This window comes from Pontibacter ummariensis (genome assembly GCF_900188175.1).
Lineage (GTDB): Bacteria > Bacteroidota > Bacteroidia > Cytophagales > Hymenobacteraceae > Pontibacter > Pontibacter ummariensis.
The window spans coordinates 1-12,579 of sequence record NZ_FZOQ01000050.1; the positions used below are offsets into that span (position 1 = coordinate 1).

A 12,579-nucleotide genomic window follows, 5' to 3' on the forward strand; every position below is an offset into this window, starting at 1 on the left:
TTTTGCGCTGTTGTCATCATGCGGAATATTTAAAGTTGTATCAAAGTTGCAACTTTAAACACGCGCTAAAAATGACATTCGTCAGTTTTGCAGGGCAGTTTAGCTGTGCATCTCGTCCAGAGCAAGGTTTGCGTGTGCCACGGCACCGCCGGCGCGCATTTCTGCCGCTACCCAGATCGCCTCCATTATTTCCTCCTGGCTAGCCCCTTTTCTTACTGCCTGGGTGGTATGGCTCCGGATACAGTAGGGGCATTGCGTTACGTGGGCGACAGCCACGGCAATCAACTGCTTGGTCTTTTCCGGTAACGCGCCCTCTTTAAAAACAGCTTTGCTAAAGCTGCGGAAGGCTTCTGCAACCTCTGGGGCTAAAGCATTCCTTCTTTCAGCCAGTTCCCGGCTTCCATTTGGATAAAGATGGTCTTCTTTCATACAGTAGATAAGATTAGCGGCCTTTGCTGCACAGGCCCCGCCTGCTTCACATTGGCCTCGTGGAAACGTTTGTTTTAGATGAGTGCGTGCCTTTAAACCCTGGCGGAAGGCTGAGCTAAACCTCTGCTTTGTATGTTTTCCTTATGACAGGGGGCGCAATCCAGGGCAGGCCACGACCCAAGTATAGCCTGGCTCTGCGGCCGACTACAGATGCTTGTGCTTGATTTTTTCGTTTAGTAACTGGGGGTGCCGCTGGGCTTACTTGTACCTGTCCCCCTTATACTTATTCACGTCTTTTTCCGGCAGCTCCAGTTTATTGTGGACTACATCAGCGGCAGGCAGGAACTTAAGCAGCCAGAGGCCAACAAAGAAAAGGACCAGAGAGCCAATAAAGGATGCGAGCGCCAGGTCCTGGTTTTCGTCCAGCGCGTTGTTGAGGGCACTGTACAGCAGCCATATCTGGATGCTCAGAATGCCGATCAGCAGCATGATGATACCCAGCGTAAGGGTATTTGTCTTGTTGGGGTGCGCCTCGACGCGCGCTTCGCTAAAATCACTCATAAGCGTCTTCTGATCAGCTTACCTGATCTTTAAAAGCGGTTACATAAACTTTCTCATCCCGTACCACCACGCGAAGCTGCGGCAGGTCTCGCGGCGGCGGCCCTTGTAGCACCTCCCCTGTGTCTGCGCTAAACCACCCATTGTGGCAGGGGCATTCTATTTTCTTCACCTCATCGCGGTACACCACGGCACAGGAAAGGTGCGTGCACTTTTGCTCGAAGGCACGCCACTCGCCCTCCTCCAGGTGGATCAGGATATAAGGGATTTCTTTCGTGCCCTTGATGGAAAACATGGTCATGTCGCCGACAGGCACATCAGCTGTATTGCACACAAGAAACTCCCCCTCTAATTCCTTATCCGGGAAGGCAAAGGAGTTCAGTACCACGTAGCCACTGCCCAGGGCCATGCCCCCGGAGAGGAGACAAAGGAACTTAGCGAACTCGCGGCGTGAGATGTGTTTTGCCTCGTCCTGTCGGATGGGGAAATCCCGTTTCCAGTTGGGTCGGTCTTCTTCTTTTGGTGAGTAGGCCATTGCTTAGTGTTCTGCTTGTTAATCCTCTTCCTAATGCACTCTTAGCTCGGTGCTTCCTTTCGGCATCATGATGTTCACTTTCGTGTGCACAGTCTGAGCCCCAAACTTAAAGGTGTTCACAGGGTCGCTGTTTGGTCGCTTCTTGCGAATCTCTTCCCGCGTACCGTAAAACAGGGCACCGCTGGGACACACAGTCGCACACATCGGCTTTTTGCCCACGCTCGTGCGGTCATAGCAGAGGTTGCACTTCATCATCAGCTCGGCGGCCTCCATTTTCTTAGGCACCCCGAACGGGCAGGCCAGCACACAGTTGGAACAGCCGATACAGCGGGAGGTGTTTGCCGAGTGCACCACCCCGTTCCCGTCTTTGGCAATGGCATCGGCCGGGCATACGTTGGCACAGGCAGGGTCCTCGCAGTGCATGCAAACCTGTACGGTCGTCTGTACCGAGTGCGCTCTGTCTACATAATTCACGTGGATCATGGGTTCCTGCCCGTTGGTCTCGCACTCGGCACAGGCCGCTTCACAGGCGCGGCAACCAATGCAGCGCTGCATGTCCACAAAAAATTCCATGTCGGGGTTAAAGTTACTGTCTGGTCCTGCTGCCATGTATCTCCTTTAAAGTTGTTGAACAAAAATTTACAGTGCTATGCGCTCTGGTAAGCCTTAGACTCCGACGAAGGAGGGGCCGGCACTCCCAATGGAATCAGTTTGCAGGCGCACACTTTAAACTCGGGTATCTTTGACACGGGGTCTAAGTTGCCAATGGTTAGCTGGTTGGCTGATATAGGCCCTGCCCAATGGTAAGGCAGGAAAACGGTGTCTTTCCGGATAGTGGTAACGATCTGTGCCGGGAAGGTGGCCTCCCCCCGCCGGGTAACCACTTTCACCAGTTCCCGCTCCTTTATTCCGAACTGCTGTGCCAGGCTCGGGTGTATTTCCAGCAAAGGTTCCGGGTAGGGGTCTATCAGCCTGCCAATCCGGCGCGTCTGGGTGCCGCTCAGGTACTGGGAGACCACCCTTCCCGTTGTCAGTATCACGGGGTACTCTTTGTCGGTAGGCTCACCCGGCTCCCGGTACGGAGCCGGGTTGAAGTGCGCCTTTCCGTCGGGCGTCGCAAACTTTCTGTCTTCCCAAAGGCGGGGCGTTCCCGGGTGGTCCAGGGCCGGGCAGGGCCAGAAGACCCCATAGTTGTTCACGATCTTCTCGTAGGTGATGCCGTAGTAGTCGGCCGTGCCTCCTTTGGAGGCCACCCTTAATTCGTTGAAAATGGCTTCACTGTTCTCAAAAGCAAACTTGTCACCTGCGCCGAGCCGCGCCGCCAGCTCCTTTAGAATAGAGGCGTCTGTACGGGCATCGCCGGGGGGCGTCACGGCCGCGTTGATCTTCACCACACGACCCTCCGCAGTGGTCCCGGTTCCCTCCTCTTCCTCGTGCAGTGCCCCGGCCAGCACAATGTCCGCGTGCCGGGCCGTGTCGTTGAGGAAAAAGTCAATGGCGACGTAGAACTCCAGCTTTTCCAGGGCTTCCCGCACCATGTTGTTGTTAGGCAGAGAAACAATAGGGTTAAAGCAGATGGAAATGAGCCCCTTGATCTCCCCGCGGTGGATCGCCTCCACCAGCTCATATGCCGTAAGCCCCTTGCCAGGCAGGTCTTTCTCGTCTATGCCCCAAACGTCGGCAATGTATTTCCGGTGCTCCGGGTTGGTGATGTCACGGTTGCCGGGCAGCTGGTCGCATTTGTGCCCGTGCTCGCGGCCGCCCTGCCCGTTGCCCTGCCCCGTAATAGTGCCGTAGCCGCAGTAAGGCTTTCCTATCCTGCCTGTCGCCAGTACCAGGTTGATACAGCCCAGCACGTTATCAACTCCTTTGGAGTGGTGCTCAATGCCGCGGGCGTGCAGCAAAAAGCTGGTGTCCGTCTTACCCCACAGCTCTGCCGCCTTCTTGATGCTTTCCGCCGGTATACCGGTTACCTCTTCGGCCCACTCCAGGCTGTAGTCCTTCACAGCGTCTATGGTCTCCTGAAAGTCACTGGTATAGTTGTCAATAAAATCGTGGTCCAGCCAATCGTTCTCCACCAGTTGTTGGAGCATGGCGCCGAACAAGGCCGAGTCGGTGCCTGGCCGAACGGGCAGGTACAGATCTGCTGTGCGGGCAACGGGGGTGATGCGGGGGTCAACCACGATTATCTTCGCCCCGTTGTCGCGGGCTTCCCAGATGTAATGGATAAGGGTCGGAAAAGTCTCGCTTACGTTCGATCCGCAGATCATGATCACCTTCGCATGCTTCAAATCGGCCCAGCTGTTGGATATCCTGTCAAGGCCAAAGGCCTTTTTGTTGCCAGCCCCGGCGCTCACCATGCACAGGCGGCCGTTGTAATCGAGGTTAGCCGTTTTGAGCGCCACACGGGCAAATTTGCCGACCATGTAACTCAGCTCGTTCGAAAGCGACACCCCCGACAGCATACCAAAGGCGTTATTGCCGTAGGTGCTCTGTATGCGCTTTATCTCGGAAACCGTTCTGCTCATAGCCGTCTCCCAATCTACCGGCCGGAAGCCCTCCCCTTCTACCCGCTCGATCGGGGACAGCAGCCGGTCAGGGTGGTTGTTCTGCAGGTAGCGCGCCACCCCTTTCGGGCACATGCGGCCTTCGTTAAAAGGGAAATCCATCCAGGGCTCAAACCCTACCACCGTGTTCTCTTTCACCTTCAGCTGAATACCACACTGCATTCCGCAGAAGCAACAGTGCGTCTTTACCAGCTTGTCGGGGTCTGCGTGGCCATGGAATCCCCCCACAGGAGTGTAGGCTTTGTGGGGACCGTACTGTGCTACAATTTTATCGACCGAGGTGGGCAGTTTTGCCATATCGTTTTGTATTGGGTTTTGCAGGCGGGGCCTTAGCCCCGCCTGCATGTCAAACATCATGTGCTTTATCCGAAGAAAGAGCCCTCCTTTTCACGGGCCGCAAACTGCGCCTTTGCCAGGGCGGCCCGCTTTCCCTCGGGGCTGTAGTCAAGGTGGCTTCCCCCTCCTTCCATGTCAAAGTTAAAGTCCAGTTCACGGGTTACTTTCTTCAGGTCGTTCACGTGCAGCTGCGTGGCGAAGGCTTCGCCGGTATGGGGGCACACTGCCATCCCCAGTCTTTCGCCCTCTTTCCGATACACGTTAGTGCCCAACTGGGCCGGCCGCTGAAAGATGTGGAAGAACTTTCCGAAAGGGATCCATACCAGAAACAGGATCACGGTAATGGCATGCGTCACTGACATGAACTCAAAGGTCTTCCCCTGCATAAAGGAGTAATCAAAGGTGAGTCCCAAGCCGGTTACGGAGATTGCCAGAAGCAGGACCAGCGGCATCCAGTCGTCCTGAAAAGACTGCGTGGCAATTAGCCCCCCGTTGGTGAGGCGGCGGCGCATCATCAGTATCGCACCAATGATCACAAAAAGAGAGCACCAGTTGAGGATGTGAAAGGCATTAAAAGCTATAAGTCCGCCCAGCTCAAACTTAGAGACCGCGAAGCCGAAGACATGGGCTACATAAATATCGGTGGTTCCGGGCAGGAGGGTAAAGTGTATCCAACCAAAAGTAAGCGGAATGGTAACGGCAAAGGCCAGCATGCAGCCCGTGGCCAGCAAAAAGTGCCCGATCCAGCGGCTCTTGCCCCGGGGGTAAATAAAGCGTTGAAACAGAATGTTCTTTACGAACTGCGTAATCACAAAGCCCAGGTACGGAAAGAACCTTTTGCTAAAAACGAACTTCCAGGTACGGCGCCAGTACAGCCTGGTCGGGGGGCGCTGCACCCAGACAGAGTAACGGTACATGATGCCGAAGACGGCAAAGACAGTCCCGAAAAGGTAGGCAATCAGGGCCGCGTCAAAGTTCTGCAGGTCGCGGGAGCCCACATACACCAGCACGATCACCAGAACCATGGCAATACTGGCATTTAGCAGGGCTTTTCTGTTCAGATCCGAGAATATTTTAAACATAAGGCCGGCTTTTAAGATAAAGTGCACGCTCGGTCACGAAGCCTTGGACGAAAGGCGTTGACCTCCTAGTGTCCGGTGTGCTGTTTTAGCGTTGCGCGACAGGCCTACATTACAGGAGAATTTTTCTCCCCCCTATCGGCTTTTGTGTCCAAAACAGGCTAAGCGGTGTTATTTAATAAAACATAAAGTTTAAACACCCTTAAGCGTACGTGGCAATTCCACCAGAGGATTGCAATTACCCATTAAAACTTTGCTTTAAAAATGAGAAATATCACTTTTCCGGCTGATGGGTCACATTTATCAGTCTCTGAGAGGTGAGTAACTTTGAATTTATACCCCATGTTTCAGCACAAAACACAGAGAAAATCTCCTGTTATGTATGTATTCTCTTTATTAAAGGAAGAAGTAAAGGCGTTGTTCCCGGCCTATTTTGCCTTGGTTATGTCAACGGGCATTGTTTCCATTGCAGCCCACCTGCTTGACTTTCCTACAATCAGTGTCGTCCTTTTCTGGATCAACAACGTGCTCTATGCTTTTATGCTGTGCATGCTGCTGTGCAGGGTGCTATTCTTCTTCTCTGCCTTTAATGAGGACCTCAGGTCGCACGCGAAAGGGGCTGGCTTCCTTACGCTGGTGGCAGCCACCTGTATATTGGGCATACAGCACATCTTACTGAAGGATAACTACGCCACGGCCCGGGGCCTGTGGTACTTTGCCCTGGTGTTGTGGATCATGCTGACCTATACCTTCTTTATTGATATCACCACTAAAAGGGAGAAGCCGTCGCTTGAGCAGGGTATAAATGGCATATGGCTGGTTATAGTGGTAGCCACACAGTCTGTGGCGATACTGGGCACCTTCCTGGCGCACCATCTGCCTTTTCCCACTGAACGGGTAGTGTTCCTGTGCCTGTGCGGGTACATGCTGGGCTGTATGCTGTACATTATCCTGATCACGCTTATTTTTTACAGGCTGACTTTCTTCCCCATGAAAGCGGAAGGGTTTGCACCGCCTTACTGGATCAACATGGGGGCCGTGGCCATAAGCACCCTTTCGGGCGCTACCCTGATCCTGAGCATCAACGAGACGACGGGGTTCTTGGACTTTATCCCCTTCCTGAAAGGCTTCAGCCTGTTCTTTTGGGTGACAGGCACCTGGTGGATTCCCCTTATTGTGATCTTGGGTTTATGGCGCCACATCTACAACCACTTCCCGCTCTTTTATCACCCCCAGTATTGGGGAATGGTGTTTCCGCTGGGGATGTACACCGTTTGCACCTGGCGGCTGGCCCAAGCCCTGAAACTACCTTACCTGCAGCTGATCCCCAGCTATTTTATCTATATTGCCTTTGCTGCCTGGGCGGTTACTTTCCTGGGCCTTTGCCTGAACCTGCTGAAACTGTTCACCAGCAAAAACACCACGACAAGTAAAGCTTAAGTTTTCTTTACCATGTAATTGATTGACTACTAATCTATCATAACTTATTATGCAGTATATTCACAAGGATAAATAAAGGAGGACTATGGAAAGCGTCGTTGTGTGATTTGAGTGGCTGGTCCAGAACGAAGCCTCGGCTGTATTCTTTTTAGTCGTCATCATTTCCGTGCTCATGTGTGGCTGGATCCTTTACTGTAAAGTCATGCCTAAGACAGAAGCGTCGAAGAGGAAAAGAAACCTGATGCTGGGTGAGGTTGTCCTTGTTCCCCTTCTTGATATTAACCCTGAGTCCTATAAGCAAATGGAGCTTTGGTTCCGAGAGGACATACTCCGTTTACAGGAGGACTTCACCAGAAGTCATAAGCCGCTTCACGACCAGAAGATGAAAAAAAGCTTCAGAAGCTGGTGAAGGGCCTGGAAGAGATGTCCAGGCATTACGGGCACAGTGACATCGAGACAAGAATGAACAAGTGGATCAGGTGGTTTTATTCGTTTCAACAGGACATAGCCATGTACCTGGTTGACTTGCAAGTACTCAAGCTTAAAGACTAAGCCCAAAGTGATAAAAAAGAAGGGTAGCAACACAAAAGACGAGGGGACGCACCTAAAGGTGCGTCCCCTCGTCTTGCTATCACAATCTCAACTTCTGTATCCAGAGTCTAACATTAAAACTCCCAAACTTTGACTTTATTGCGTTACTTGCAGAAAAATTCCTTTGGCTGCCAATGTACCTGCCCATCAAGCATTATCAGCCTTTACACATTGGAAACAGGCTGGCTGAGCTTCCCCACTTATGCATAGGGTATGATAGGTGTAAGCGGGCTATAGGCACCCCTCCATAGGCTTTCTTGAAAGTACGGTGCTGGGAGGAACTAGGTATGGTTTTCCTGCTGCCTTTATGGAACTACGACTTCCGCATCCCAGCAAAAGGCCTTTAAACCCTGCTCCTCAGATTGCTTGTTAAGTTTGTTTAAGGCCTCTATCAACTTGGGCGCCTGCTCTGCTGAGACAAAGGTGTAAATAGCATTGTTCAGAGCTGGCCAGGTGTGGGTCCCCATTCTTGGCTCTCCCTTATCGGATCCTCTCCCCTGCAGGTCATTTAGCTTAGTGAAACCTCTGATACCCAACTCGTCAAACAAGGCAACTATTTCTTCCGACCAAGCCTGGTTAAAAATGATCATAATTCCTTTCATGGTAAACAATAAGCTGTTAAAAAAGTGGGCTCCCAGAACATAGGAACAACTAGAGTCGGTTTTTCACGCGCCTGATATTGACAGATCCGCATGGTCACTAACCAGTCAGGAGGCTAACCTTATGCTTTCTTTTTCGGTGGAAGAAGGCATACAGCACCGGCACAAGCACGAGAGTAATTAGGGTAGAGAAAGTAAGCCCCCCAATAACGGCTACAGCCATAGGCTTCCAGGTTTCGGAACCCTCTCCTTGGCTAACGGCTAGCGGAAACATGGCCAGGAGGGTGGTCAGGGTAGTCATCAGGACAGGCCTCAGCCGCGAGGCGCCAGATTCGACTATGGCATCGAAGAGCGACAACCCCCTGCCTCGCAGGAGTTGAATGAAATCTACCAGCACAATGGCATTCTTTACCACAATGCCTACCAAAATAATCCCTCCAATAAAGGCAATGACGCTGAGTTTGGTATTAGTGACCACCAAGGCAAGCAACACACCTGTGAAGGCAAAAGGCAGCGAGAACATGATGATGAACGGGTCCTTGAGTGACTCAAATTGGGCCGCCATGACGATATACACCAGTATGATGCTCAGCCCTAACAGCAGGAAGAGATCCTCAAAGGCATCCTGCTGCTCTTCTATGTCCCCGGCAAAGGCTATTTCCACTCCCGGCGGCACATCAAGTTCATTGGCTATAAAATCGTTGACCTCCTCTATTACCACGTTCAAAGGAGTTTCGAAAAGATCAGCCGTTACCTGTATAGAGCGTTCCCGGCCAATACGCTCAATCTTCGGTGGCGTATAAATCTCCTCTACCTCTCCTAAAGAACCTACCTCTACCAGTTCCCCATTTGGCGTTGCCACCGCCATTCTCCGGATGTCATCAATGTTTTGCCTGAATACGTCCTGGTACTGGACCACAATATCGAATTCTTCTCCTTCCTCCCGGAACTCAGTGGCCGTTAGCCCTGCAATCATGTTGCGGATGCTTTGCCCTACCACCCCGGAGTTTAACCCCAGGGCCGCCAGGCGGTCTCGGTCCAGCTCTATCTCCAGGGCAGGCTGCGGGTCACCGCGGCTTTCATCAGCGTTCCGGACCCCCTCTATCTGCTGGAGCTTTTCGATCAACTGTGCGGCAATCTCGGAAGTCTGCTCCATGTTGTTGCCAACGATATTGATCGCTACTGGTGGCCCTGCCCCTGCTCCACCCTGGGTACTTACAGAGTATTGGATGGCTTCAGGAATATCAGCAAGCTCTGCCCGTACAACCTCAGCAATTTCGAAGACGGAGCGCTCTCGCTCACTCACGGGCACCAGGGAAGCGGTTACATCCAAGGTATTGGGACCTGTGCTGGCTGACCCCAGCGCGCTACCGCCCCCGGTACTGGATCCGATCCCTGATGAGATGACCCGGAGCTCAGGCACCTTCTCAAAGAAGATCTGCTCCACTTTGTTAATCGTGGCAAGGGCGCTTTCCGGGCTCCTACCGGTTGGAAGTTCAATGGTAACCATCAGACGCCCATTGTCCGACTGGGGCATAAATTCAGTGCCCACCCGAGGGACAAGCAGGAGAGACCCTACAAACATTGCGAAAGCAATGGCAGTCACGATCAGCTTGTGATTCAGGGACCACCCCAAGAGTTTCTTATAGCCATTGCCCAGGCTGCTTAGAGCACCCTCCACCCGCCGGTTCAGCTTGTGCCGCAGGGACTTTCCTGATTTCGACTTATCGTGGAAGCTTCTCTGCACCTTCAGTAACTGCGATGACATCATAGGGATGAGCGTAAGGGCGGCCAGCGTCGACACGACGATGGTGACCACGACAATGGAGCCTAACTGCCCAAACCAAATGCCCGTTAAGCCGGTGAGGAAAGTCAGAGGCAGAAACACGGCTACGACGGTAAGGGTAGTGGCAATAACCGCAACGCCCACTTCATTGGTGCCATAAAGGGCTGCCTCCCTGGGGTTGGTCCCTCTGTCTACGTAGGTGGCAATATTCTCAAGCACCACAATGGCATCATCTACCACCATGCCCAACGCAATAGAGAGCGATGACAGTAAAATCAGGTTTAAGGTATTGCCCGTGATAGACAGGTAGATAAAGGCCGCAATAAGGGAGACAGGGATGGTAAGGGCAATAATAAAGGTGGCCCTCCATCTTCTGAGAAAGATAAATACCACTAGCACCACAAAGATCACAGCATAGATCAGTACTTCCGACAAATTATCGATGGAGTTGATAATAAAGTCGGAGGTGTCTACGACGGTGGCTATCTCTACATCTGGCGGCAAGCTTTTGCTCAGCGCTGGAATTCTAGCCAGTACGGCCTCCGCTACCTGAACGGTATTCGCGTTGTTCTGCTTCTGCACGGCAAGGGTGACAGCCCTTTCGCTGTTTACCACCTCAATTCGGTTTTCCTCGTCTATCGCGTCTCTGACAACGGCTACATCGCCTATGCGTACCACGCCCCCCTCCGATGTGTTCTTGACAATGATCTGCCCGATTTCCCCTACAGTCGTAAACTCTGTATCGATGCGGACATTGTACTGTTGCTCCCCCACCTCCAGCTCCCCTGCAGGAATCACAACGTTCTCATTGCTCAGTGCCTGGCCAATCTGATTAATGGTGACGCCATAGGCGGCCAAACGTTGGGGATCGACACTTACCTGAATCTCCCGGACCGGGCCTCCCTGAATGTTGACCGCACCTACTCCCGGAATCCGGTTAAGGGGGGTAACCAACTGGTCCTCCAGTATTTGCCTAAGGTTCGGATAGCTTTCGTCTGCAGTGGCCGCCAAAGTAACCACAGGTATGCTGCTGGCATTAAAACGGTAGATGGCAGGGTCCTCTACATCATCCGGTAACTCAGGCCTGGCCTGGCTGATAGCGTCCAGGATATTGTTAGAGGCTTCATCTAGGTTTGTCCCCAGTCAAACTCCAGGGTAACGATGGACACATTGGCCACTGAAGTGGATGTAATTTCATCCAGGTCATTCAGCGTACTGAACTGATCCTCCAGTTCCGTCGTGATGTTCTGCTCCACTTCCAGGGCCCCAGCCCCTGGATAAGTGGTAATTACTGTAATGACAGGGGGGTCGATTTCCGGGAAAAGGTCTACCGGCAGATTAATCGTGGAGTATACCCCAAACACGATGAGGGCCACAAAGACCATCAAGGTTGCAACCGGACGAAATACGGCTATTTTAAATAAATTCATGTGCCTGAAGGTTCAGATGGCTGTGCAGATGCAGATGGGCTCACCACTCTCACCAGGGTGCCCTGGTTTAGCTTTCCGATACCCTCAGTAATAATGGTCTGGCCTGCATCCAAGCCGCTGACAATTCTGATTTGGTCTTGATAGCGGTTCCCGGTTTCTACTGCCACGCGCCGCACCCGGTCCCCTTCTTTTACAAATACATACTGATTGGTGGTGCCTGGCTGGCTCACCACTGCTTTAGCCGGTATGTATATCCCCTCCACGTCCCCTAAGTTCAGCGAAACCCGGGCAAACATACCGGGCCGGAGCATCCGCTCTTCGTTGGGTATCCGGATCTCAGCCTCAAACGTGCGGCTTGCCCGGTTAATGGTGGGTGACTTCCTGTAGACTTCCCCCTTAAACTCCCGGTTTGGATACACATCTGTTCTGACCAGGGCCGGCATTCCTTCTTCGACCTGGTCATAGAACCCTTCTGCCACACTGACTGTGACCTCCACCGGCTCGATCTGCATCAGCGTCAGGATAGCGGGAGCAGTGGCCGAGGGAACAAACATCTCGCCTTCCGAAAAATATTTTTCTGTGGACGCCTATAAGCCGGAGCGTTTGATCGACGATGCCCTGTTCCGACCAGCCACTCGCTCAGCCTTCCACGCGCTCCTGGCCCAGGGTTGGACAGACGCCGTTCGCACCACTTACCCGCAGGAGAGGATTTATACCTTCTGGGATTACTTCCGGAACGCTTTTGACCGTGATGCGGGTATGCGCATTGACCATCTCCTGCTCAGCCCACAGTTGGCGAGTCGATTAGTTACTGCCGGCGTAGACCGTAACGTTCGGGGGTGGGAAAAAACAAGTGACCATGCGCCCGTATGGATAGAGCTTACGGATGATCCAGCATGAAGCCAGCCGGTCCTGTTCTTCGTTCCCTTACCTTCATAAGCTGGGGACAGGCTGTTTTTTCCTCCGCCTCTACTTATACGCTATAGCAGAAGTGGTTAAGAACTGTCATGCCTTACCTTAACGACGCTTTATCCTGCTGCTTATGAAGCGTGATTATATAAATCGAATTGTAATAAGTAATTTTCCATCCGAATTTACATCAAACCTCAGCTACCTGAAAAAGCGTGGCTGATCAGGAAGAAACAGTGCCATGGCGGTTATCTCAGAGATTGGCCTTACAGAGGTGCTAGACCTTTTAGGGACGTTTGCATTTGCGTTAAGTGGTATCA

12 protein-coding genes and 1 pseudogene are annotated in these 12,579 nt (G+C 52.5%); 4 read left to right on the forward strand and 9 right to left on the reverse strand.

The window, feature by feature from the left end; genetic code table 11:
* Positions 1 to 99 precede the first annotated feature (99 nt).
* From CHB92_RS24905 to CHB92_RS24930, 6 genes are all read right to left on the reverse strand, one after another.
* Positions 100 to 429, reverse strand: a complete 330-nt coding sequence (locus CHB92_RS24905; protein ID WP_089321956.1) for a carboxymuconolactone decarboxylase family protein — start codon at positions 427 to 429, stop codon at positions 100 to 102.
* A 258-nt stretch (positions 430 to 687) separates the two neighbouring features.
* Positions 688 to 990, reverse strand: coding sequence for a DUF6755 family protein (locus CHB92_RS24910; RefSeq protein WP_245842902.1), 303 nt, complete (start codon positions 988 to 990; stop codon positions 688 to 690).
* Between the two features lie 13 nt (positions 991 to 1,003).
* On the reverse strand, positions 1,004 to 1,522 hold the full coding sequence (locus CHB92_RS24915) for a QcrA and Rieske domain-containing protein (protein WP_089321957.1): 519 nt from the start codon (positions 1,520 to 1,522) through the stop codon (positions 1,004 to 1,006).
* 30 nt (positions 1,523 to 1,552) lie between these two features.
* Positions 1,553 to 2,131 carry a 4Fe-4S dicluster domain-containing protein gene (locus CHB92_RS24920; protein ID WP_089321958.1) on the reverse strand — a complete coding sequence of 193 codons (579 nt, stop codon included), beginning with the start codon at positions 2,129 to 2,131 and terminating at the stop codon, positions 1,553 to 1,555.
* Between the two features lie 38 nt (positions 2,132 to 2,169).
* Positions 2,170 to 4,446: a molybdopterin oxidoreductase family protein gene (locus CHB92_RS24925; RefSeq protein WP_245842903.1), complete on the reverse strand. Its 2,277-nt coding sequence runs from the start codon at positions 4,444 to 4,446 to the stop codon at positions 2,170 to 2,172.
* A gap of 5 nt (positions 4,447 to 4,451) precedes the next feature.
* Positions 4,452 to 5,507 carry an MFS transporter gene (locus tag CHB92_RS24930; RefSeq protein WP_089321959.1) on the reverse strand — a complete coding sequence of 352 codons (1,056 nt, stop codon included), beginning with the start codon at positions 5,505 to 5,507 and terminating at the stop codon, positions 4,452 to 4,454.
* Between the two features lie 375 nt (positions 5,508 to 5,882).
* On the opposite strand from CHB92_RS24930, the gene CHB92_RS24935 reads away from it, so the two are divergent.
* The 3 genes from CHB92_RS24935 (at position 5,883) to CHB92_RS25965 (ending at position 7,496) form a co-directional block, all read left to right on the forward strand.
* Positions 5,883 to 6,944, forward strand: a complete 1,062-nt coding sequence (locus tag CHB92_RS24935) for a tellurite resistance/C4-dicarboxylate transporter family protein (RefSeq protein WP_089321960.1) — start codon at positions 5,883 to 5,885, stop codon at positions 6,942 to 6,944.
* Positions 6,945 to 7,146: 202 nt separating this feature from the next.
* The gene (locus CHB92_RS24940) at positions 7,147 to 7,353 is read left to right on the forward strand and encodes a hypothetical protein (RefSeq protein WP_089321961.1); all 207 of its coding nucleotides are present in this window, start codon (positions 7,147 to 7,149) and stop codon (positions 7,351 to 7,353) included.
* Positions 7,350 to 7,496, forward strand: coding sequence for a hypothetical protein (locus CHB92_RS25965; protein WP_179223157.1), 147 nt, complete (start codon positions 7,350 to 7,352; stop codon positions 7,494 to 7,496). The genes CHB92_RS24940 and CHB92_RS25965 overlap by 4 nt, the downstream gene beginning before the upstream one ends.
* A 344-nt stretch (positions 7,497 to 7,840) precedes the next feature.
* On the opposite strand, the gene CHB92_RS24945 is transcribed toward CHB92_RS25965, so the two are convergent.
* From CHB92_RS24945 to CHB92_RS24960, 3 genes and pseudogenes are all read right to left on the reverse strand, one after another.
* On the reverse strand, positions 7,841 to 8,137 hold the full coding sequence (locus CHB92_RS24945; RefSeq protein ID WP_089321962.1) for a PG0541 family transporter-associated protein: 297 nt from the start codon (positions 8,135 to 8,137) through the stop codon (positions 7,841 to 7,843).
* 97 nt (positions 8,138 to 8,234) lie between these two features.
* Positions 8,235 to 11,350: pseudogene (locus CHB92_RS24950) on the reverse strand (efflux RND transporter permease subunit).
* Complete coding sequence (locus CHB92_RS24960; protein ID WP_089321965.1) at positions 11,347 to 11,904, reverse strand: efflux RND transporter periplasmic adaptor subunit; 558 nt, start codon at positions 11,902 to 11,904, stop codon at positions 11,347 to 11,349. The pseudogene CHB92_RS24950 and the gene CHB92_RS24960 overlap by 4 nt, the downstream one beginning before the upstream one ends.
* Before the next feature lie 25 nt (positions 11,905 to 11,929).
* On the opposite strand from CHB92_RS24960, the gene CHB92_RS24965 reads away from it, so the two are divergent.
* Entirely contained in the window at positions 11,930 to 12,250 is a 321-nt protein-coding gene (locus CHB92_RS24965) for an endonuclease/exonuclease/phosphatase family protein (protein WP_218824311.1), read from the forward strand.
* The last annotated feature ends 329 nt before the right edge of the window (positions 12,251 to 12,579 follow it).

What these genes read in the sequence shown, in the direction of transcription:
- CHB92_RS24905 (WP_089321956.1), bottom strand. Translation starts at nt 429, where the DNA reads ATGAAAGAAGACCATCTTTATCCAAATGGAAGCCGGGAACTGGCTGAA.
- CHB92_RS24910 (WP_245842902.1), bottom strand. Translation starts at nt 990, where the DNA reads ATGAGTGATTTTAGCGAAGCGCGCGTCGAGGCGCACCCCAACAAGACA.
- CHB92_RS24915 (WP_089321957.1), bottom strand. Translation starts at nt 1,522, where the DNA reads ATGGCCTACTCACCAAAAGAAGAAGACCGACCCAACTGGAAACGGGAT.
- CHB92_RS24920 (WP_089321958.1), bottom strand. Translation starts at nt 2,131, where the DNA reads ATGGCAGCAGGACCAGACAGTAACTTTAACCCCGACATGGAATTTTTT.
- CHB92_RS24925 (WP_245842903.1), bottom strand. Translation starts at nt 4,446, where the DNA reads ATGATGTTTGACATGCAGGCGGGGCTAAGGCCCCGCCTGCAAAACCCA.
- CHB92_RS24930 (WP_089321959.1), bottom strand. Translation starts at nt 5,507, where the DNA reads ATGTTTAAAATATTCTCGGATCTGAACAGAAAAGCCCTGCTAAATGCC.
- CHB92_RS24935 (WP_089321960.1), top strand. Translation starts at nt 5,883, where the DNA reads ATGTATGTATTCTCTTTATTAAAGGAAGAAGTAAAGGCGTTGTTCCCG.
- CHB92_RS24940 (WP_089321961.1), top strand. Translation starts at nt 7,147, where the DNA reads ATGCCTAAGACAGAAGCGTCGAAGAGGAAAAGAAACCTGATGCTGGGT.
- CHB92_RS24945 (WP_089321962.1), bottom strand. Translation starts at nt 8,137, where the DNA reads ATGAAAGGAATTATGATCATTTTTAACCAGGCTTGGTCGGAAGAAATA.
- CHB92_RS24960 (WP_089321965.1), bottom strand. Translation starts at nt 11,904, where the DNA reads ATGTTTGTTCCCTCGGCCACTGCTCCCGCTATCCTGACGCTGATGCAG.